The organism is Pseudomonas sp. MM227 (assembly GCF_947090715.1).
In the GTDB taxonomy this organism is placed as follows: Bacteria; Pseudomonadota; Gammaproteobacteria; order Pseudomonadales; family Pseudomonadaceae; genus Aquipseudomonas; species Aquipseudomonas baltica.
The window spans coordinates 2,983,303-3,007,235 of the sequence record NZ_OX352319.1; the positions used below are offsets into that span (position 1 = coordinate 2,983,303).

The following is a 23,933-nucleotide window of genomic DNA, read 5'->3' on the forward strand; positions in this document are numbered from 1 at the left end:
TCGCCAAAGAGGTGCACTTCAAGCCAATCCCCCACTTCCTGTTCTTGATGGCACGCCCGATTCAGGCGGCGTGCGACTTCCTGCCGCGACGCCGGGCCCGCAGGCCCGACGCTGGTAGCGGGTATCAGACGACACTGATACCGCTCTGGACCCACAGATGGTGCGAGGGGTCCTCCTGGGGAGTGTAGACGTTGTACTGCACGCCGTTGTCCGTCTGTGTGGCGCCCGGCGCCCAGGTTGCGCCGGTCATGTGCACGGTGTCGTGGCTGTCGCCCAGGATCAGTAGCTTGTCGGTGCTGGCGTCGGTGACCGACAGCAGGTCGCTCAAGCTCAAGGTCAGATTGACCTTGCTGGACTGGTTCAGGTCGATGACCTCGATGTTGTTGATGCGTGCTGCCAGGTTGCTCAGGTCGATGTCGGCATCGCCACCGCTCCACTTCAGCGTATCGGTCCCGGCACCGCCGTCGACCGAGGCGAACGTCTGGTCGTAGATGACGATGGTGTCGTTGCCGTCGTGACCGTGCAAGGTCAGCGCCCCGCCCTGGGCGCCATCGAGCAGATCATCGCCCGAAGTGCCTTGCGGGTCGTGCCGGTCACTGCCGGCAACGGCAGCGTGATCGGCGCTGGTGTCGTCACTGGTGAACGACGCCAGGCGCGCGAAGGTGGCCGGCGCGGCAGCGTTGTTGAGGTTGATGGTCAGGGTGGCGGTATCACTGGCTCCGGTGGGGTGGTTGAGTTGATAGGTGAACACGTCGGTCTGGCCAATCACGGCGCTGCCCTGGTTCAAGGTCGGTGTATAGGCATAGCTGCCATCGGCATTGACCAGCAGCGCGCCATGGGCACCGGCAATGGTGACGCCGTTGACCCCAGGGAGAACGAAGGCGCCGGCACTCAGCACGCTGAGCGAGGTGTACGAGGAACCCAGTACATCGGCGCCCGCCCCGGTCAGCAGGTTGCCCACCGCCGTGGTGGCGCTGCCGACCACGAAGGTGCTGGTGGACGTCGCCTCCTGACGTACTGCGGCGGTGTAGCTCGATGCCACTCCCAGGCCACCGTTGGTGACGACCAGGCGGTAGGTGCCGGCAGTCTGGTCCTCGACGCGCACACCCAGGCCGGCGCTGCCGATCGCGATCAGGTTGGCACCCGAATAGGACCCTACCTGAACATAGGTGCCGTTGGCCTGCAGCTTGGACAGCACGAAGTTGACCGGCGACAGCAGCGACAGGCCGCTGCCGGTGACCGACAAGGTCAGGTCGCTCAAGGTGTTCGGCGCCACGGTGAACGTGAACTCGCCGCGACCGCCGAGCAAGCTGCTGTCATAGCGACCGATCGTGGCCGTGGTGTCGGTGAACTGGCCGACCAGGCTCAAGGCACTCGCTGCGGTGTCATTGATGGCATCCACCAGAGTGGCGTTGGCGGCCAGGTTGTTGGGGTTCCACACCTCGTTGACGTTGGCGCTGTCGATGCGCACGTACAGATGGGCCGTCGAGCTCAAGCCATTGGGGTGCACCAACTGGTACTGGAAGTCTTCGACCTTGCCCACGCTGGCGACTGCCCCGCTCGGGTTGTAGGTGTACTTGCCGGTACTGTCGATGGTCAGTTGGCCATACAGGCCCTGCACCATGGTGCCCGCACCGGCCGTCACGTAGGTGCCGTTCTTGAGTACCTGCAGCACCGCACCGTTGTCCGGCCCGGTGCGGTCAGCCAGGCCGTTCACGCCGGGATCGGTGATGACGTTGCCGTCCAATGGCGCCGGGGTTCCGGTGAACTGGGTCAGGCTGGTGGTCACGAACTGGATCTGCGTGGTCAGGCTGTCGAGCAGCGAAACCAGACTGCTGGCGACCGTCAGGCGATAGTTGCCGGCCTGCAGCAAGCCGATGTCGGCCTGCACCTGGTTGGTACCCAGCCCGATCAGATTGAGCAACTGCGGATTGGTCGTGCTGTTGGCCAGGGTTACCCAGTTGCCGGCGGCGTTCTGCACCTCCAGAGCGAAGGCCGACGCTGGCAGCACACCGAGCAAGGCGTTGTTGGTCACCGTGATCAACGGGTCGGTCACGGTACCGGCAGCCACCGTGAAACCGAACGCCTTCACCTGGCCCAGCAGCAGGCTGACGCTGGTGTTGGTGTACTCGCTGGCCACCGTGACCGGCGTGATGTTGACCGTAGCGGTTGCCAGGTTGTTGGAGGCGATCACCGGTTCGTTGACGTCGATGTCCGGTGCCGCCACGGCCGCGCCGCCGCTGACGTTGCCGCGCCCGTCGGTGAGCGTGACACTTAGGCGCTCGCCGTTGATCTGCGCGGCGTTCAGGGCCACGGTGAAGGTGCCATCAGCCCCCACGGTGACCGGCGCCACGTTGAGCACGACGCCGTTGGCAGCCTTGACGCTGACCGTGGCGCCCGGCTCGCCGGTCCCGCGCAGGGTCAGACCATCGCCCGCCACTACCAGCCCGGTGGCCAGGTTCGGCGGGGTCAGGTCCGGCGCGGTGGTGGTGGCCGTTGGCGAAACGTTGGCGGCGGCATCGGCCTGGCTGACGGTCAGCACCTGGCTGTTGATCTGCGCGGCATTGAGGGTAACACTGTAGGTGCCGTTGGCGGCGACCAGCGCCGTGCCCAGCACGCTGGCGCCACTGCGCACGGTGACCGTGGCCCCCGCCTCGCCGGTGCCCGACACCACTGTGCCGCTGGCACTGATAGTGGCGGTTGGCGCAGCCGGTGGCGTGGTGTCGGCCACACCCAGTTGGCCCGCTGCGGACACGTTGCCGGCCGCATCGGTGAGGGTCACGCGCAGCGCGCCTCCGTTGAGCTGCGGCGCAGCCAGTGTCACCGTGAACAGACCCAGCGCGTTCACCGGCCCCTCGGCCAGCAGAGCGTTGTTGGCCCCGTAGACCTTGACGGTGCTGTTGGCTTCGCCGACGCCGCTCAGGCTCACGCCGCCGACCAGCAACAGCGCGGTCGGTGCGTTCGGCGCGGTGGCATCACGGGCCGTGAGTGTAGTGATCGGCGACGTCAGCCCGGCGGCGTCGGTCTGCACCACGGTCAGTTGCTGACCATTGAGCTGCGCGGCGCTGAGACCGACGCTGAAGTTGCCGCTGGCATCGACCACGGCGTTGCCCAATGCCACGCCGCCGACGCTGACGGTCACCCGCGCGCCGGCCTCGCCCTGCCCGCTCACGCTGCTGCCATTGGTGGCCAGCGCAACGTTGACCAGCGCCGTCGGTGGGGTGGTGTCGAGTGCCAGGAACGGCGTGCCCACCGACACATTGCCGGCGGCATCGGCCAGCTTGACGCTGAGCAGTTGGCCATTGAGTTGCGGGCTGCTCAACGTGACCGCGAAGGTGCCATTGGGCAGCACGGTGGCCGTGCCGATGGCAACCCCCGCAGCGTTGTAGACCGTGGCGGTGGCACCGGCTTCACCGGTACCGCTGAGGGTCTGCCCGGCATTGCTCAGGCCGGTGATCACCGGTGCCACGGGTGCGATGATATCGGGCGCGGCGATGCTGACCGCCGTGGACACGTTCTGCGCGGCATCCACCTGCACCGCCGTCAGGGTACCGCCGTTGGCCTGGGCCACTGGCAGTACCACGGCGAAGCTGCCGTTCAAACCGACCACACCAGTGCCTACCACCACGCCGGCGGCATTGGTGACCCGCACGGTGGCGCCTACCTCGCCTCGGCCGGTGACCAGCGTTCCGGTACCGTTGACGTCCAGTGCGGTGATGGGCACTGGCGCGGTGCTGTCGACCGAGGTGTAGAAGGTCGCGATCGACGTGAGCGCGCCTTTGGTGGCGTGCAGTTCGAGCACCTGGCCGTTGGCCTGGGGTGGATTGAGCGTCACGGTAAAGGTCGTACCGGTGGTGACACCGGTGCCGAGCACGGTCCCGGCGGCGTTGCGCACCACCACGGTAGTGCCCGCCTCGGTGGTGCCGGTCAGGGTCACGCCGTTGCTGGTGATGGTGCTGACCTGCGGCGCGGCCGGTGGCAGCTCCACAGGAATGTTCAACGAGGCGATAGCCGAAGGATTGCCCGCCGCATCGGTCTGGATCACGGTCAACAGCTGACCACCGAGGGCAGCCGGCAGCAGCGGCACCTGGAAGTTGCCATTGACGTCGACCACAGCCGTGCCAAGCACCACAGGGGTCTGCCCGACCAGCAACCCGACAGTCACGGTCGCCCCGGCCTCGCCCTTGCCGGTGAGCACGGTGCCAGCGGCATTCACCACCAGTTGCGTGGCCAGGCTCGGAGGGGTGATATCTGGAACGGTCAAACGTGCCAGCGCGGATTTGTTGCCAGCGGCATCCTGCGCGTACACCTCCAGCGTCCCGCCATTGAGTTGTGCCAGGCTCAGCGGCACGCTGAAGGTGCCATTGGCGCCGACCAGCACGTTGCCCAACGCCGCGCCCTGCGCGTTGCTCACGAACACCCTCGCGCCCGCCTCAGCCGTGCCGTTGAACAGCAGGCCGTTGGCGCTCAGGCCCAACCCTGTCGGCAGCGCCGGAGGGGTCAGGTCAGGGGCGTTGACGGTGACCCCGTCAGAGGTGTTCCCCGCAGCGTCGCGCTGGACCAGCAGCAAGGCTTCGAAGTTGGTCTGCGGGGTGCTCAGGGTCACGTTGAAGGTGCCGTCTGCGGCGACCACGGCGGTGCCCAGTGTCGCGTTCAGCGGACCGGTGACGGTCACCGTCGCGCCGGCTTCGCCACGCCCGGTGACGATACGACCGTCGGCGCTGACCGCCGTCAGGGTCAATGCCAGTGGCGCAGTGACATCCGGTACCGCAAAGTTGAACGGCAGCGAGACGTTGCCTGCCACGTCGGCCTGGGTCACGACAAGCACCTGGCCGTTGAGTTGAGGGGTAGCCAGGTTGACGGTGAAATTACCATCGACATCGGCAGTCGCCGCGCCAATCTGCACACCCAGCACGTTCTTGACCACTATGCGCGCAAGCGCTTCGCCGCTGCCGGTCAGTTGCAGGCCGCTGGTCGATACCGCCAGGTTGACCAGTGCGGTCGGAGCCTGGAGATCGCTGGCAGTAATGGTGACCGCAGCGGAGGCGTTGCCGGCGGCATCGACCTGGCGGACGCTGAGCACTTCGCCGTTGATCTGCGCCACGCCGAGCGTGACGCTGTAGGTGCCATCGGCGTTGACCGTGCCGGTGCCCACCGACACATTGAGGTTGTTGCGGATGATCAACTGCGCGCCGGGCTCGCCGGTACCGGTGAGCAGAGTGCCGGTCGCGTTCAGCGCCAGAATGGTCGGCGCCGCCGGCGGCGTGGTATCGCCGGCCAGCAGGCTGCCGGGGCCCGAGACATTGCCAGCCGCGTCGGTCAGCGTCACCACCAGCGACTGACCGTTGAGCTGCGCCGGCAACGTCACCTGGAAGGTGCCATCGGCCGCTACGGTGGTCGCCGTGCCCAGGGTCACGCCTGCCGCGTTCTTCACCAGCACGGTGGCATTGGCTTCGCCCACGCCACTGAGCACGGTACCGCTGGCATTGAGCAGCAGTTGCGTCGGCGCAGCCGGTGGGGTCAGGTCAGGCGCGAAGATCGGTGTGCTCGCACCCACGTTGCCGGACACATCCGTCTGGGCCACGGTCAGCGGCTGGTTGTTGATCTGCGCCGGCGACAGGGTCACGACGAAGCTGTTGTCGGCTGCCACCTGGGCGCTGCCCAGGACTACCCCGGCGGCGTCGCGCACGGTCACCGTGGCGCCAGGCTCTCCCCGGCCGGTGACAGTGGCCCCGGTGGTGAGGTTGATTGCGACCTGGGTCAGCAATTCGGGCGCAGTGGTGTCCGGCGAATTGATCGTCGCGATTGGCGAGACATTGCCTGCGGCATCGGTCTGCACCAGGTTCAGAAGCTCGCCGGTGATCACCGCTGGCGTCAGAGTGACGCTGAAATTGCCCGCCGCCGAGACCGCGCCGCTGCCCAGTAAGGTACCGTCCAGCCGGGTCACGCTGACCACGGCACCGGGCTCGCCCTTGCCGGTCAAGAGGCTGGTCAATGCGCCGTCATTGCTGATGGCGATATTGGTCAAAGGCACTGGTGCGGTGGTGTCGCCCGCCAGAACGGCGCCCGGCACCGACACGTTGCCCGCGGCATCGGTCAGGGTCACGCCCAGGGCCTGGCCGTTGACCTGCGCCTGGCTCAACACCACCTGGAAGCTGCCATCGAGCAGGACCGTGGCGGTGCCCAGGACGACGTTCTGGGCATTGGTGACGGTAACCAGTGCACCGGGCTCACCCGTGCCGGTCAGCACCAGGCCCTGGTTGATGACCGCCAGCTCGGCCGGCGCTGCGGGTGGCGTACGGTCGCCGGCGAGCGTGACGAGGGCCTGCGAAGCGTTGCCGGCCAGGTCGGTCTGCACCACGCTCAAGGCTTGGCCATTGAGCTGTGGCGTGGCCAGGTTGGCAATGAACACCCCGGTCACCGCCACCACAGCGGTGCCCAGCACTACGTTGCCAGGGCCAGTGATCACCACGGTTGCACCGGCTTCGCCGCGTCCGCTCAGGACCGTGCCGTCGAGGCTGACCGACAGTGCGCCAAGGTTGCTGGGTGCGGTCACATCCGGCGCTGTCAGTTGCGCCGGCAGCGAGGTCAGCGCGCCGTCGGCGGCCGTGACCTGGAGGATTTCGCCATTGAGCTGGGCAGCAGAAAGCTGCACCTGGAAGACGCCGCTGCCATCGACGGTCGCGGTACCCAGGACGGTCCCTTGCAGGTTGCGCACGGTGATCAGGTTGCCGACATCACCCTGGCCCACCAACTGCAGCCCGTCGGTGCTGAGCAGCAGTGCGTTCGGTACATCCGGGCCATTGGTGTCCGGCGTGGTGACGGTGGCGACGGTCGAAACGTTGCCGGCCGGGTCGGCCTGAGTGACGCTGAGCAAGGTGCGGTCGCCGGAGATCGGATCGAGCGTCACGGTGAAATTGCCGTTGCCATCGACCGTGGCCGTGCCGACCGAAATACCGCCCACGCCGAGTACGGTGACTTGCGCGCCGATTTCGCCCTTGCCGGTCAGCAGCGCGCCGTCGGCGCTGACCACAAGGTCGGTGACCGGGTTCGGCACCGTGGTGTCGGGCGCGACCACCAGAGTGGTCGACGAGACGTTGCCCGCCGCATCGGTGGAGGTGACCAGCAAGGTCTGGCCGTTGGTCTGCGCCGCCCCCAGGACCACTTCGTAGCTGCCGTTGGGGGCGACCGTGGCGGTGCCCAGCACATTGCCCTGGGCATCGCTGACGATCACCGTGACCACGGTGCCCGCTTCCGCAACCCCCACCACTGCCCCGCCGTTGAGGTCGACGGCAGCGGTAGGTGCCACAGGCGGCGTGCTGTCCACCGCCGGCACCAGCGCCGTTGGCGAAAGGTTGCCGGCCACATCGGTCTGCGACACCGCAAGGTTGCCGCCGCCCAACTGCGCGACCGCGAACGGTACGGTGAAGGTGCCGGTAACGCCGATGACGACGCTGCCCAGCGCAGTACCGTCGGGCGCGAGCACGGTAACGGTGGCGCCCACTTCGCCGCGACCGGTCAGCTGAGTGCCATCGGCACTGGCCAGCAGATCGGTCAATGCGCCCGGCGCGGTCAGGTCGAGGGCCTGCACTTGCGCAGGCACCGAGACCAGCGCACCGAGGTTGGCAACCACTTCCAGCTGTTCGCCGTTGAGCTGCGGGCTCGACAGCGCGACCGTGAAGGCACCGTTGCCATCGGCCACTGCGGTGCCCAGCACCACGCCGGTGGCACTGCGTACGGTCACGGTATTGCCAGCATCGGCCAGACCGCTCAGCTGCAGGCCGTTGCCACTGAGCAGCAGCGCGCTGGGTTGGTCCGGGCCGGTGCCATCGGGTGCGGTTACGTCCACGTCGTCCGACGCGTTACCCGCGGCATCTTCCTGTACGACGGTGAGCACGTCCCCTGGGGCGACGGGGGCAGTGAGGGTGATGAGGAAGCTGCCCGTGGCACCGACCACGCCGATACCGATGACGGTGCCGCCCGCGTCGCGCACGGTCACCTCGGCAGCCGGCTCGCCGCGGCCAGCCAGCAGATCGCCATTCGGGCTGATCACCAGCGCGGTGACCGGCGCAGGCGGGGTGGTGTCCAGCGCGAACAGCGTGGTGCTGGCGGACACATTGCCGGCGGCATCGGTGGTGGTCACCAGCAAGGTCTGGCCGTTGGCCTGCGCGGTGCCCAGGTCGACCTCGTAGCTGCCATCGGCTGCCACCGTGGCAGTGCCCAGCACATTGCCTTGAGCATCGCTGACGATGACTGTGACCCGCGTGCCGGGTTCGGCGGTGCCGGTCACCAGGGTGCCGGCAGGATTGAGCACCGCTGCGGGAGCGTCGGGCAGCGTGCTGTCGCGAGCAACCACGGTCACAGCTGTGGATGGGTTGTTGCCGCCGTCCACCTGCACGGCACTGAGCACCTGACCATTGGTCTGCGCGACGTTCAACGACACGGTAAAGGCGCCGGTGACGCCGACCGTCGCCGTGCCCAGCACGGCGTTGTCGGGGCCGCGAATGGTGACGATCGAGCCGGCCTCGCCGCGCCCCGTGACCTGGGTGCCGTCGAGGCTGACCAGCAGGTTGCTGATCAGGCCGGGCGGCGTGGTGTCGGCTACCGTGATCAGCGCAGGCAGCGATACCAGTGCGCCGCTGGTGGCAATGACTTCGAGCGTTTCGCCATTGGTCTGGGCTACGTTCAGTGCGACCTGGAAATTGCCCGTGGCGTCCACCACTGCCGTGCCCAGTACCACGCCCGTCACGCTGCGCACGGTAATGGTGTTGCCGACATCGCCCTGCCCGCTGAGGGTCAGGCCGTTGCCGCCCAGCAGCAGCGCCGTGGGTTGATCGGGACCGTTGACATCCGGGGCGACCACGACGGTTGCCGTCGACACGTTGCGGGCCGCATCGGTCAAGGTGACGTTGAGCACCTCGTTTTCGCTGGCGGCGCGCAGCAGCACGACGGTGAAAATACCATTCGGACCGACCGCTGCGATGCCGAGCACGTCGCCATTGACGGCACGCACGGTGGCAGTGCTGCCGATTTCGCCCTGGCCGACCACGGTCAGACCATCGAGGCTGACACCCAGAGCAGTGGGCGCATCGGGCGCGGTGAGGTCGGCGGCGATCACGGTGATGCTGGTCGAGGTGTTGCCGGCGGCATCGGTCGACGTGACCAGCAGCGTCTGGCCGTTGGTTTGCGGAAACGCCAGGTCGACCTGGAAGGTGCCGTTGGCCGCGACCGTGGCTGTGCCCAGCACATTGCCCTGGGCGTCACTGACCACCACCGAGACCACGCTGCCGGGTTCTGCCTTGCCGATCACCGCCCCGCCCTGCGGCGTGAGCACCACATCGGTCGGCGCTGCCGGCGCCTGCAGGTCCGGTGCGTTCAGCGTGACGTTGGCGGAGAAGTTGCCGGCGGCATCGACCTGGCTGACGGTGAGCTGCTGCAGGTTCACCTGAGGATTGTTCAGCGTGATGGTGAACTGCCCGCTGGCGTTGACGTCGGCGCGGCCCAGCTCGGTGTTGCCGAGCAATACGCGAACCGAAGCACCGGCCTCGCCGCGACCGGTCACCACCAGGCCATCGGCGCTGATGAGCACTTCGCTGAGCGCGGTGGGCGGGGTAATGTCCGGCGCCTGCAGCGCAACCGGCACCGAGGCGTTGCCGGCCGCGTCGGTCTGCAGCACGTCCAGAAGCTGGCCGTTGGCCTGGGGAGGATCGAGCACCAGACTGAACGTGCCATTTGCGGCCACCACGGCCGAGCCGAGCACGGTGCCGGCGACGCTGGTGACGGTGACGGTCGCACCCGCTTCGCCGCGCCCGGTGATCAGGCTGCCGTCGGCGTTGATGACAGGCGCCACCACCGCCACCGGTGCAAGGGTGTCGCGGCCAACCACACTGCCCACCACGGACAGGTTGCCCGCGCTGTCGCCGAGGGTGACCCTCAGGGTACCGCCGTCGATCTGCGGCGCATCCAGAGTGATCTGGAACGTGCCGTTGGCGTTCACGGTGCCGGCACCGACCTGGACGCCCAAGGCGTTGCGCACCACCACGTTGGCACCCGCCTCGCCGGCGCCGGTCAACACTGTGCCGACATCGTTGAGCACCAGCGCGACCGGCGCTGCGGGCGCGGTCAGGTCAGGCGCGATCAGGGTCACGCCCAGCGACAGGTTGCCGGCCGCATCGGCCTGGGTCACGGTGAGCACCTGCAGGTTGGTCTGGGCCGGCACCAGGTTGATCGTGAAGGTGCCGTCCGTGGCCACCGTGGCGGTGCCGACAGACTGGTTCAACGCGTTGCGCACGGTGACTTGCGCGCCTGCCTCGCCGTTGCCGGTAACCAGCGCGCCGTTGGCGCTGAGCTGGACGTTGGCAAGCAGGTCGGGCGCAGTGGTGTCTCCGGCAGTCAGCGACACCGGAATCGAGACACGACCAATCGCGTCACTGGCCTGCACGCTCAGCACTTCGCCGTTGCGTTGCGGGGCATCGAGCAGGATGCTGAACGTACCCAACGCATTGACCGTACCGCTGCCCAGCAGCACACCCGTGGTACTGGTGACACGAATGAGCGCCCCCGCCGAACCGGTGCCGGTCAGGATGGCGCCTTCCAGTGTCAGCAGCAGATTGGCCGGAGCGATCGGAGCACCGCCATCCGGGCCGTTGACCTGCGCCGGCAGCGAGGGGTTGCCTGCGGCATCGGTTTCGATCACGGTCAGCACGTCGCTGAGGATGGCGGGCCGGTTCAAGGTAATCAGGAAAGTGCCGCCCGCATTCACCGTGCCGGTGCCGAGCAGATCGCCATTGGCGGCGGTGATGCGCACGGTGGCATTGGCCTCGCCCGAGCCGCTGAGCAAGGTGCCGTCGGCGCTGACCACCAGATTGCTGACCGCTACCGGTGGGGTGATGTCGGCTGCCAGCAGGGTGGCCGGCGCCGAGGTATTGCCTGCGGCATCGGTGGCCGTGACGCGCAGGGCCTGGCCATTGGCCTGGGCAGACGCCAGGGTAATGGCGAAGGTGCCATCGCTGCCGGCAACGCCGCTGCCGATGACCTGGCCCTGGGCTCCGGTGATGCTGACGGAAGCACCTGCCTCGGTGACACCCGAAAGCAGCGTACCCGCCAGGCTCAGCGACAGCCCAGTCGGCACTGCCGGAGCGGTGATGTCGGCTGCCTGCAGGCTGAAGGTGGGCGAGACGTTGCTGGCGGCGTCGACCTGCACCAGCGACAACGTCTGACCATTGAGTTGCGGACTGCTCAAAATGACAGTGAAACTGCCGTCCGCGGCCACCACAGTGCTGCCCAACGACACACCGGCGGCACTGCGCACGGTCACATTGGCTCCCGCCTCACCCGTACCGCTGACCAGCCGTCCGTCGTTGCTGAGCACGACGTTGAGCAGCGCGGTCGGCGCGGTGGTGTCCGGGGCGCTCAGCGGTGTGGCTGGCGAGGTGTTGCCCGCCGCATCGCTCTGCGTGACGGCCAACAGTTGCCCGGCTACGTGCGGCGTGTCCAGGCTGATCTGGAAGCGGCCATTGGCGCCTACCACGCCACTGCCGATGAGGTCGCCGTTGGCATTTCTGATCTGAACGGTTGCACCGATCTCGCCGGTACCACTGAGCGACGACCCGGTGCTGTCGAGTACCAGCGCAGCGGGCGCCAACGGAGCCAGGGTATCGCCTGCCTGCACGCTGACCACTGCCGACTCGTTGCCGGCCGGGTCGCGTTGCGACAGGGTAAGGGTCTGGCCATTGTTCTGGGCTTGATTCAGGTTGACGCTGAACAGACCATTTGCATCGACCACGCCGGTGCCCAGCACCACGCCATTGCTGGCGAACACGGTGACCGTGGCACCTGCTTCGCCACGCCCGCTGACCACCAGGCCATCGGCGCTTACCAGCGGCTGCAGCACGCTGCCGGGCAGGGTCAGGTCAGGTGCGGTCACAGTGGCCGGCACCGAACTGTTGCCCGCCCCGTCGACCTGGTTGACCTGCAAGCGTTGCGCATCTATCTGCGGCGGCGTCAGCGTCACACTGAACTGCCCGCTGATACCGACGATGGCCGTGGCAATCGTCACGCCGGCCGGGTTGAGTACGGTGACCGTGGCGCCTGCTTCGCCGCGCCCGGTGATCAGGCTGCCGTCATTGCTGATGACGACATTGGTCAGCGCCGGAGCTGTGCTGTCGATGGCGGTAAGCTGGCCGGGCAGCGAATTGAAGCCACCGCTGCTGGCCACGACATCCAGTTGTTCGCCATTGGTCTGCGCCGCGCTCAAGGTCAGCTGGAACGTGCCATCGGCATTGACCGTGGTGGTGCCCAGCACGCCAGTGGGGCCGCGCACGGTGATGGTATTGCCCGCGTCGGCTATACCGCTCAGGCGCAGGCCGTCGGCGCTGAGCACCAGCGCGGTGGGTTGATCGGGCCCGTTGGCGTCGGGCACCGTCACGCTGGCGGGCAGCGAAACATTGTCGAAACGGTCGGTGAGCGTCACGCTCAGCACGGCGTTCTGTGCGACGGGTGTCAGGGTGACGAGGAAGCTGCCGGTGGGGCCGACGGTGCCGGTACCGATCTGCGTGCCTTGGGCATCGAACACGGTAACCGTGGCACCGACTTCGCCTTTGCCGGCCAGCAGGGTACCCGCGGGATTGACCGCAAGATCGGTGGCCTGGTTGGGCGCAGTCAAGTCGGCAGCAATGACGGTGATCGAGGTGGACACGTTGCCGGCGGCATCGGTGGAGGTCACCAGCAGCGTCTGGCCATTGGTCTGCGGCGTGTTCAGGTTGACCTGGAAAGTGCCGTTGGCGGCGACGGTCGCAGTGCCCAGCACATTGCCCTGGGCGTCACTGACCACCACCGACACCACTGTGCCCGGCTCGGCCTGGCCGGTGACGGCCGAGCCTTGCGCGGTCAGCACGACGTTGGTGGGCGCGCTCGGCGCCTGCAGGTCAGGCGCAGTCAGGTTGACGTTGGCCGACAGGTTGCCGGCGGCATCGGCCTGGGTCACGGTGAGCGACTGCAGATTGATCTGCGGCGTGCTCAGGGTGACCGAGAAGCGCCCATCGGCGCCGACCGTCGCAGTGCCCAGTTCGCCACCGGCACTGGTCAATACCCGCACGGTCGCCCCCGCTTCACCCACACCGGTGACGACCGCGCCGTTGGCGCTGATGGCAACGGTGTTCAAAGCGATGGGCGCGGTCACGTCGGCGGCGACCAGCGCCACCGGCAGCGACAGGTTGCCCGCAGCGTCCACCTGCTGCACATCGAGCACCTCGCCATTGGCTTGCGCAGGCACCAGGTTGACGACGAAGCTGCCGGTCGCACCGACCACAGCACTGCCAAGCACGGTGCCATTGGCTGCGGTCACGCTGACCGTCGCGCCCACTTCACCCTTGCCGGTCAGCAGCGTGCCCGCCACATTGAGCTGCAGGCCGGTCACCACGCCCGGTGCGGTAACGTCGGCGACTGGCAGCGCCGCCGAAGGCGAAACGTTGCCTGCCGCGTCCGTCAACATCACTTGCAAAGTGGTGCCGGTCAGCTGCGCCGTGGCCAGGGTGATCTGGAACGTGCCGTTGGCGGCCACGCTACCGTTGCCGATGATCACGCCTGCCGCATCGCGCACGGCGACTGTGGTGCCCGCCTCGCCGACACCGTTGAGCACCGTGCCCAAAGCGTTCAGGCTCAAGCCCGACGCAGCCAGCGGAGCGGTGAAGTCCGGAGCAGTCACGCTGACCGCGGCCGAGACATTGCCACCCGGATCGGTCTGGGTGGCGGTGAGTACCTGACGGTCGATCAGTGCCGGGGTGAAAGCGATGCTGAAGGTGCCATCGCTGCCGACCGTGCCGGTGCCGAGCAATTGGCCCTGGGCGCCGCGCACGTTGACCGTGGCACCGACCTCACCCGTACCGCTCAAGGTGCTGCCGTTGGCGCTGAGCTGGACGTTGTCGAGGGCATCGGGTGGCGTGGTGTCCAGCGCCGTGAGCAGGGTCGGCACCGACACGCGCACGCCGTCGCTGGCCTGCACGCTGAGCAGCTCGCCGTTGTTCTGCGCCGGCGACAGGGTCAGGCTGAACTGGCCGGAGGCATTGACCACGGCCGAGCCGAGTACTGCGCCTTGCGCATCGACGACGGTCACGGTGTTGCCGGCCAAGGCAGTACCGGTGAGCGTCACGCCATCGAGGCTGATCACCAGGTTGCCGGGGGCCGCCGGCTCGTTGCCGTTCGGCCCGTTGACGGTGACGGGTGTCGATGCATTGCCGGCCGCATCGGTCTCGATCACGTTGAGGACGTCGCTCTGCTGCGCCGCACGGTTCAGGGCAATGACGAAAATACCATTGGCACCCACGGTGCCGGTGCCGATCAGGTCGCCGTTGGCGGCCCGTACGGAGACGCTGGCGCCCACTTCACCGGTGCCCGACAGCGTCAGGCCATTTGGGCTGATCGCCAGGTTGCCGACCGCAATCGGCGCGGTGGTGTCGGCGGCGACCAGGGTGCTGGCCGCCGAGCTGTTGCTGGCCGCATCGGTGGCCACGGCCTTGAGGCTCTGGCCATTGGTCTGGGCCGCGCTCAAGGTAATGCTGAAGGTGCCATTGGCTGCCACTGTGCCGGTGCCCAGCAGCGTGCCTTGTGCATTGGTGATGCGCACGGTGGCGCCCGCCTCGCCGGTACCGGTCAGCACCAGCCCGCTGGCGTCCAGCGCCAGGGCCGCCGGGGCGCCGGGCGCAGTCACATCGGCAGCGGTGACGGAGGTGGTCGGCGAGACGTTGCCGCTTGGGTCGGTCTGGGCGGCGCCCAGGCGTTCGCCGTTGACCTGAGCGCTGGCCAGGCCAACGCTGAAGGTGCCATCACTGCCCACCACGGCGCTGCCAAGGACGGCGCCGTTGGCCGCGCGAACGGTGACCGTGGCCCCGCTCTCACCCGTACCGGTCACGCTCAGTCCATCACGGCTCAGGAGCACATTGGCCAAGGCACCGGGAGCGGTGCTGTCGGCGGCGGTGATCGCTACCGGCACCGAAGTCTGGCCGGCGCCGTCGGTCTGGGTGACCTCGAGCAACTGACCGTTGGCCTGGGCCGGCGCGAGGCTTACCTGGAAAGTACCGTTGGCCGCGACCACGGCATTGCCCAGCTCGACGCCGTTGGCACCGACCACGCGCACCGTGGCACCGGCCTCGCCCAGGCCGGTCAATACGGTTCCGCTGCCGTTGAGCTGCAAGGCACCGGGTGCGCCAGGCGCATCGGTGTCGGGTGCTTGCGCAAGGGCGATGGGCGAGCGGTTGCCGGCAGCGTCGCTCTGGCTGACGCTGAGGTTCTGGCCGTTGGTCTGGGCGGCGTTCAGGGTGACGCTGAACAAGCCGTCGCTGCCCACCGTTGCCGTGCCCAGCGCGACGCCGTTCGGCGCGAGCACCGTAACGGTGGCGCCGACTTCGCCGCGTCCGGTCAGGGTCAGGCCGTCGTTGCTCACGGCCAATTGCGAGAGCGCAGCCGGTGCGGTCAGGTCGGGCGCGGTCAGGTCGACGGCGGTGGCGCTGTTGCCCGATGCATCGGTCTGGCTGACCTGGAGCTGCTGGGCATTCAGTTGCGGTGGGTTCAAGGCGACGCTGAAGGTACCGTCGGTGGCGACGGTGCCGGTACCGATGACTGCACCGTTGGCGCCCCGCACGATGACGCTGGCACCTGCTTCACCGCTACCGGTCACGGTAGCGCCGTTGGCGCTGATGGCAACGCCGCTCACCGGGTCAGGCGCGGTCGAGTCGAGGGCGGTGATTTCGACCGGCACCGAGGCTTCGCCCAGCGCATCGGTGGCGACCACCGACAGCACTTCACCGTTGGTCTGGGCTTGGGTCAGGGTAATGACGAACGTGCCGTTGGCGGCCACGATGGCTGTGCCCAGCAGGTTGCCCTGCGGGCCGAAGACGTTGACAGTGTTGCCGGCGCTGCCGGTGCCGGTCAGCTGCAGGCCGTCGCTGCTCAATGCCAGATTGCCAGGCGTGCCCGGACCAACCGCGTCGGGTGCAGTGATGAAGACCGGGGTCGAAACGTTTGCGGCGGCATCGGCTTGCACCGCGCTCAGCAGGTCGCCTTCGACGGCAGCCGGTGCCAGCGCAGTGCTGAAATTGCCGTTGGCGCCGACGGTGGCGATGCCGATCACCACGCCTGCAGCATTGCTGATGGTCACCGTGGCACCCGGCTCGCCGCGCCCGGTCAGGGTCAGGCCGTCGGCGCTGATCAACAGGTTGGTGACCGCATTCGGCGCGGTGGTGTCCGGCGCGGTGAAGGGAACCGATGCCGAGGTGTTGCCGGCTGTATCCACGGCGCTCAACGTCAGTGCCTGGCCATTGGCCTGAGCGCTCGACAGGGTGACCTGGAAGGTGCCGTCGGCCGCGACCAGGGCGGTGCCCAGCACCGTGCCGGCCGCGTTTTTCACCGACACCGTGGTGCCGGCCTCGCCCACGCCCGAGAGCACGGTACCGCCGGCATTCAGCGCCAGGTTGCTCGGTGCCACCGGCGCTTCCAGATCAGGTGCGGTCAGGCCGACATTGGCCGAGGCATTGCCGGCGGCGTCCTGTTGACCGACGAGCAGCGCCTGGCCATTGGTCTGTGGCGCAGCCAGGGAAAGGTTGAAGGTGCCATCGGCCGCGACCACGCCGGTGGCCAGCACTGCCCCGTTCGCTGCCGTGACGGTGACGGTATCGCCCGGCTGGCCACGACCGCTCACCAGGCTGCCGTCAGCACTGATAGCCACTTCGCTGAGGTCCACGCCGGCGGTGATGTCCGGCGCCGTCGCCGGTACCGCAACCGAAGGATTGCCGGCGGCATCGGTCTGGCTGACGCTGAGCACTTGCCCATCGGCCTGGGCCGGGGACAGGCTGACAACGAAATTGCCAGCGGCATTGACCGTAGCAGTGCCTACCACGTTGCCCTGGGCATTGCGCACGGTCACGGTGGCGCCAGGCTCGCCGGTACCGGTCAAAGTCGTGCCATCGGCATTGAAACCAAGGTTGCCGACGGCGGCTGGCGCTGTGCTGTCGGGCGCAACGAAGGGCACCGGCACCGAGGCTTCGTTATCGAAGTCGGTGGCGATGAGCGTCAGCGTCTCGCCATTGGTCTGGGCCTGGCCAAGGGTAATCGAGAAGCTGCCATCGACGTTGACGATGGCGCTGCCCAGCAACACGCCCTGGCTGGTAAAGACACGCACGGTATCGCCGGCATTGCCGGTACCTGTCAGGGTCAGCCCGTCCTGGCTCAGGTTGAGGTTGTCCGGGGTGCCGGGGCCGATGTCATCAGGCACCAACATGCTGAACGTGGAGGTGACGTTACCGTTCTCGTCGGTCTGCGTGGCAGTGATCGGTTCATTGGGGGTGAGGCGCAGTGCAAAACGGATGAAAAAGCGGCCGAACGCATTCACCACCGCACTGCCGATGGCGTCGCCAGCGGCGTTGGTGATGGTCACGGTGTCGCCCGCCTGGCCGCGGCCGCCGCAAGAGAAACCATCGGCGCTGACGACGAAATCGGTGATCGGTTCGGACACGCTGAGGTCCGGCACCTGCAATTGGCCAGGCAGCGACGCATTGCCCGCCGCGTCGGTGGCCACCACGCTGAGGGTTTCGCCGTCGATCTGAGCAGCGCTCAAGGTGATCTGGAAGATGCCGCTGGCGTTGGCCGTACCGGTGCCGAGCAGGTTACCGGCGGCGTCGCGCACCGCCACGGTAGCGCCTGCCTCGGCGCGCCCGCTGAGCACCAGACCGCTGCCGTCAATGCTCAAATTGCTCGGCGCAGACGGGGCCTCGATGTCCGGGGCCAGCACGTTGGCGGGCAACGAAACATTGCCTGAGGCGTCGGTCAGGGTAACGCCCAGGCCCTGCCCGTTGGCCTGTGCAGGACTGAGATCGACGCGGAAATTGCCGCTGGCATCCACGGTTCCGGTGGCAATCAGGTTACCGGCCGCATCGGTGACATTGACCACCGTGCCGGCCTCACCTCGACCGGTCAGCACGCTGCCATTGGCGCTGACGGCCAGGCCGGTCGGCGCGTTTGGAGCGGTGGTGTCGGGGGTTGGGTCAGGCGTTGGGTCAGGCGTAGGGCCAGGGGTCAGGTCAGGCGCAATCAGGCCTGCGGCGGGCGATTGGTTGCCTGCTGGGTCGGTTTGCGTGGCGCTCAAGGCTTCGCCGTTGATCTGCGGCGGGGTCAGGGTCAAGTTGAACGTGCCGTCGGCCGCTACCACGGCCGAGCCCAGGACCACGCCGGTGGCCGTGGTCAGGGTAACGGTGGCGCCGGGCTCGCCGGTACCGGTCAAGGTGCTGCCATCGGGGCTGAGCGTCAGTGCCCCGGGTGCTGCAGGCGCAGTGATATCAGGTGCGGTGATGACCACCGGGTCCGAACTGTTACCCGAGCCGTCGGTGATGATCACTTCCAGCGATTCGCCATTGGCCTGGGGCGTGGGGAACGCCACCTGGAAATTGCCATCGGCACCCACGGTGCCGCTGCCTACCACGTTGCCTTGGGCATCGCGAATGATCACCGAGGCATTGCTTTCGGCGCTGCCCGAAACGCTGCTGCCATCGGCGGCGAAACTGAGCCCGGTCGGGGCGCCCGGTGCCGTCGTATCAACGGGCGGTACTGGTTCCACGGGCGGAACGGGCGCGCCGCCGCCACCACCGCCGCCACCGCCTCCGCCGCCCACTGCAGCCGTGGTAGCGCCTACGCCCACCAGGCCGAACGCGGCGAGCAACCAGCCAGGCGTGGCACCGCTGGCGGCCGCACCGGCCAACAGCAATTCGTCCACGGTCGAGGCTTCGGAGAAGGTAAAGCCGGTGAAGGGTTCGCCGTAGTTGGCCTGCCAGAGAAAACCGTCCTGGCCTTCGAAGACCAATTCGCTCTGCTGCCCGGCCGCATCGACCTTGAAGAAGTCTCCGAGCGTTATCTGCTCGCCGGATTTGAGGGTGATGGTCAGATTGTTGCCGGAACGCGTGGCCGAAGCGACATCGCTGGGATCCACTGGCAGTTTGACCAGGCTGGTATCCAACAGCTTTATATTGCCCCAGGCGATTTCCGAGGTGCTTTGCGCCGACTTCGCAGCAACAACGATACTGTCCATACCTACTCCTAGCAGATTCTTGCAGTGCACTACGGGGCACTGCACAAACAACTTCACGCGTACTCGGCGCTAACCGAGGCCAGTGATTCAAGGTCTCTTCTAATGTTTTCCCCGGACGGGGCACTGCACACTGGGTCGGTTCACCCGTAACAGCCCGGCTGAACGATAAACAATTGACATCTTTCCATGACGAGCCCACCTTAAACTTATAACTGCTTGTTTTAGATTGACTTTTAAAATCCATTCAACTTGACTGAGGCTTTATGGCGCTGCGCCATCTATGGGTTAGGCTAGTACGTGATGGCACTCAAGAGCTGACGATTTATAACAATTTTCGAATATCACATTGCTATCATTGAACAAGAGATGGACAAAATCCGTGGTGCGATATTAGTTTGCGCAACAACTAAGCATAGATAATCGATTCATCACTCATCGACGCATTGAGGCGACGCGGACATGGCGGGTGCGCAAGTGAAGTCTTCGTCATGAACCTTGCCCGAGCTGATGAAACCAACGACAGAAGTCAGCGCGCTAGTTGCGAAGTGGCCCAGCGCTCGGTGTACAGTGGGCGGTACAAGAACTCACCCACAGGACCCTACCGTGACCCGCCCAGCCCCGCTGATCAGCGCCGACTTCGATAGCGGCAACATCGAAGCCATCGACCTACGCGACCCTCTCGACATCCAGCTGGCGATTCGCCCGGATCGGCAGAGCCCACACTTTCAGTGGTTTCACTTCAAGGCTGCGGAGCTCCAGGTTGGGCAACGCTACGAGTTCACGCTGCAGAACGCTGCGCAGTCTTCCTATAACAATGCCTGGCACGGCTACCACGCGGTGGCGTCCTGCGACCAACAGACCTGGTTCCGCGTGCCCAGTACGTTCGATGGCCAGGCACTGCGGTTCGGTCTGGACGCTCAGGGCAGCGAGATGTGGTTTGCCTATTTCGAGCCCTACAGCCGGCAGCGGCACGACGCCCTGATCAATCGCGCGATCACCCAGGCGGGCCTGCAACTGCTGGCTGTCGGGCAAAGCTGCGAGGGGCGGGAAATACCGTTGCTGCGCAAGGGCGACGGTGCGCCCGGCAAGCGTCGGCTGTGGCTGATCGCCCAGCAACACCCTGGCGAACACATGGCGCAGTGGTTCATGGAGGGCGTGATCGATCGTCTGCAGGCGAATGATCCGCAGATTCAGGCCCTGCTGGCGGTGGCCGATCTGTACCTGGTGCCGAACATGAATCCCGACGGCGCCTTCCACGGCCACCTGCGCACCAACGCCCGCGGTCGCGACCTCAACCGTGCCTGGCAAGACTCCAGCGCCGAATACACCCCCGAGGTGTTCTTCGTGCAGCAGCAGATGGACAAGCACGGTGTCGACCTGTTCATCGACGCCCATGGCGATGAGGAAATCCCGTACGTGTTCACCGCGGCCTGCGAGGGCAATCCCGGCTATACACCGCGCATCGCCCAGCTGGAACAGACCTTTCGCGACCTGCTGTGCGCCCGTACCCCTGATTTCCAGGCGGTACACGGCTACACCCGTGACAAGCCGGGCGAGGCCAACATGACCCTCGCCTGCAACAGCGTCGGCGAGCGATTCGACTGCCTGTCGCTGACCCTAGAAATGCCGTTCAAGGATCACGATGCGGCCCCGGATACCCTCACCGGCTGGAACGGCCAGCGCTCGGCGCGACTGGGCGGCGATGTGCTGAGCGTGCTGGCGCAGATGGCGCCTAACCTGCGTTGACCCCCACGTTGCTCAAGGAGCGCCCTGATTGACCGCACCGCCGTCGCTGCTCGCCTTGTACAGGCGTCTGTTCAAACCTGAACGCAACGCCCAGCCCTGCGCCAACACTGGCTACGCCGGTGGCGCACTGCGCGCCTGGTTCGACGAGCGCGCCCGGCAATCGGGCTATACGCTGGGCGCCGATCAGTCGCGGGTCATCGACAACATGGCCGAGCGCATGCCCGCGTTGCTGCAGGGCACGCCGGCGAGCGGTCTGTACCTGTACGGGGCCGTGGGGCGCGGCAAGAGCTGGCTGCTCGACGGCCTGTTCCGCGCCGCCCCTGTGGATGAGAAACGCCGCCTGCATTTCCATGATTTCTTCGCCAAGCTGCATCAGGGCATGTTCCATCACGGCCAGGCCGATGATCCGCTGGCCAGCACCCTGGATGAACTGCTCGATAACTGCCGCCTGCTGTGTTTCGACGAATTCCACGTGCACGACATCGGCGACGCCATGCTGATCACGCGCTTGTTCAAGGCGCTGTTCGACCGCGGTATCCTCCTGGTGGTGACCTCCAATTACCCGCCGGCAGGCCTGCTGCCCAATCCGCTCTATCACGAGCGCTTTTTGCCCGTCATCGAACTGATCAATGCGCGCATGCAGGTGCTCGAAGTCGGCGGCGCCACCGACTACCGCAGCCTGGCCCAGTCAGGTGCACAGCAGTGTTTCACCCGCGGTCACTATGTATGGCCGGGCACGGCGGCACAGCGTGCGCTGCTGCAACTGCCGCCCGCCGACCTGGCACCGCTGGCGTTCACCGTCGGCCACCGCGAGCTGCGTGCCCGCCTGATCTCAGGCGAGCGCATCCATTTCAACTTCGCCGACCTGTGCGAGGAGCCGACGGCCGTCATCGATTACCTGGCTCTGTGCAGGCGCTTCCAGCACTGGAGCATTGACCATCTGCCGATGCTGGACGAGTGTTCGACCGCGGTTCAGCAGCGCTTCATCAACCTCATCGACGTGCTGTACGACCAGGACAAGACGCTGATACTGGTCAGCGAGCGGCCCCTGGCAGAGAGCCTGGCAGGATCGGTCATCGACCTGATGCGTACACGCAGTCGATTGGGGCAGCTGACCATGCTGGGCGAGCCGCCGCGCCGGTAGCTCGTCCTCACCTAGCGCGCCGCGAGCACCTGGGCGATTTCCTCCAGTATCGCCGGGTCATCGATGGTCGAAGGCGCGACGAACACCTCCTGCGCAGCGATCTTGCGCAGCACCGCCCGCAGGATCTTGCCCGAACGCGTCTTGGGCAGGCGCTTGACCACCAGCACCCGTTGCAGGCATGCCAGTGCCCCGATGGATTCGCGTACCTGCGCGACCAACTGTGCCTGCAGCACGGACGGACTCACCGCACTGCCGTCCTTGAGCACCACCAGCGCCAGCGGCACCTCGCCCTTGATCTCATCGCTGACGCCGATGACGGCGCATTCCGCCACGTCGGCATGCCGGGCCACCAGGTCTTCCATTTCACCGGTCGACAGCCGATGGCCCGAGACGTTGATGACATCGTCGGTGCGCCCCATGATGTGGACATAGCCGTCGGCATCCAGATAGCCACCGTCGCCGGTGTGGTAATAGCCGGGGTAGCGCTCCAGGTAGCTTTGCAGGTAGCGCGGGTGATCGCCCCACAAGGTCTGGCTGCAACCGGGAGGCAACGGCAGCGCGATGACGATGGCGCCTTGCTCGCCGGGCGCCATCAGCTCGCCTTGCTCATCCAGTACCTGAACGTGATAGCCCGGCACCGCTCGGTTGCTCGAGCCCACCCGCACGGCCGAGCCTTCCAGGCCCATGCAGGGTGCGGTCACCGGCCACCCCGTCTCGGTCTGCCACCAGTGATCGTGAACCGGCTTGCCGGTTTGCGCTTCGAGCCAACGATGGGTGCTGGAGTCGAGCTTCTCGCCGGCCAGGAACAGCTGCCGCAGCGAACTCAGGTCGTAACCGCGCAGCAGCAACCCCTCGGGGTCTTCCTTGCGGATGGCACGCATTGCAGTGGGCGCGCAGAACAGCGCGTTGACGCCATACTGCTCGACCACGCGCCAATAGCTGCCGGCATCCGGCGTACGAATGGGCTTGCCCTCGTAGAGCACGCTGGTACAGCCGCACATCAGCGGCCCGTAGACGATCAGCGAGTGGCCAACCACCCAACCGACATCGGAAATCCCCCACCAGACATCTCCTGCGCGCATGCCGTAGATGGCGCCCATGGCGAAGGTCAGGGCCACCGCGTTACCACCGGTTTCGCGCACGATGCCCTTGGGTTTGCCGGTGGTGCCGGAGGTGTACATCACGTACAGCGGATCGCCGCTGGCCATGTCCACGGCCGCTGCGGGCGCAGCATCGGCCAGCTGTGCCTGCCAGTCCAGGTCGCGGCCGTCCTGCAGTGTCGCCAAAGCCTGCGGACGTTGCAGCACCAGCACCTGTTCGGGAGCATGGCGAGCCAGGCCCATGGCCTTGTCCACCAGCGGCTTGTAGGCAATCACCCGGTCGAATTCCACACCGCACGAGGCGGTGAGCAGCAATTTGGGCCGGCAGTCGTCGATGCGCAGCGCCAGTTCATTGGCAGCGAAGCCGCCGAACACCACCGAGTGCACTGCGCCGATCCGCGCGCAGGCCAGCATCGCCATGGCGGCCTCGGGCACCATCGGCATGTAGATCACTACGCCATCGCCCTTGGCCACCCCCAGGCCGGTGAGCACGCCTGCCAGCCGCGCCACCTGGTCGAGCAGCTGCTGATAGGTGAAGCGTTGCTGTACGCCGGTCACCGGCGAGTCGTAGATCAGCGCAGTCTGTGCGCCGCGACCCAGCGCCACCTGCTGGTCCAGGCACAGGTAGCTGGTATTGAGACGGCCATCGGCAAACCAGCGATGGGTGCCGTCGGGCTTTACGTCGAGCACCTGCTGCGGCGGGTGCGACCAGGCGACTGCGCGGGCCTGTTCTGCCCAGAAACCGGCGGGGTCGGAAATGGAGCGTTCGTACGCTTGCTCATAGTTCATCGGTAGCCAACCCTGGATTGTTGTTATTGAAGGGCGAGCGTTGAGTATGGCTGGGGTTGGCCGAGCTGCCAGCCGACCAAGG

Annotated in this window: 4 protein-coding genes; 2 read left to right on the forward strand and 2 right to left on the reverse strand. The window is 66.8% G+C overall.

What is annotated here, in order from left to right:
• Positions 1-124 precede the first annotated feature (124 nt).
• A complete protein-coding gene (locus ONG87_RS13500) occupies positions 125-19,072 on the reverse strand; it encodes a BapA/Bap/LapF family large adhesin (RefSeq protein ID WP_264381424.1) in 18,948 nt (6,315 codons plus the stop codon).
• 603 nt (positions 19,073-19,675) lie between these two features.
• On the opposite strand from ONG87_RS13500, the gene ONG87_RS13505 reads away from it, so the two are divergent.
• Together ONG87_RS13505 and zapE are read left to right on the forward strand one after the other, a co-directional pair.
• Positions 19,676-20,818, forward strand: a complete 1,143-nt coding sequence (locus tag ONG87_RS13505) for a M14-type cytosolic carboxypeptidase (protein WP_240998677.1) — start codon at positions 19,676-19,678, stop codon at positions 20,816-20,818.
• Between the two features lie 127 nt (positions 20,819-20,945).
• Positions 20,946-21,962, forward strand: coding sequence for a cell division protein ZapE (gene zapE / locus ONG87_RS13510; protein ID WP_240998695.1), 1,017 nt, complete (start codon positions 20,946-20,948; stop codon positions 21,960-21,962).
• An 11-nt stretch (positions 21,963-21,973) separates the two neighbouring features.
• Here the strand turns inward: zapE and ONG87_RS13515 are convergent, their stop codons facing one another.
• Positions 21,974-23,851: an AMP-binding protein gene (locus tag ONG87_RS13515; RefSeq protein ID WP_264381425.1), complete on the reverse strand. Its 1,878-nt coding sequence runs from the start codon at positions 23,849-23,851 to the stop codon at positions 21,974-21,976.
• Positions 23,852-23,933: the final 82 nt, after the last annotated feature.

Coding starts and splice junctions, on each gene's coding strand:
- ONG87_RS13515 (WP_264381425.1), bottom strand. CDS start 23,851: ATGAACTATGAGCAAGCGTACGAACGCTCCATTTCCGACCCCGCCGGT.
- ONG87_RS13500 (WP_264381424.1), bottom strand. CDS start 19,072: ATGGACAGTATCGTTGTTGCTGCGAAGTCGGCGCAAAGCACCTCGGAA.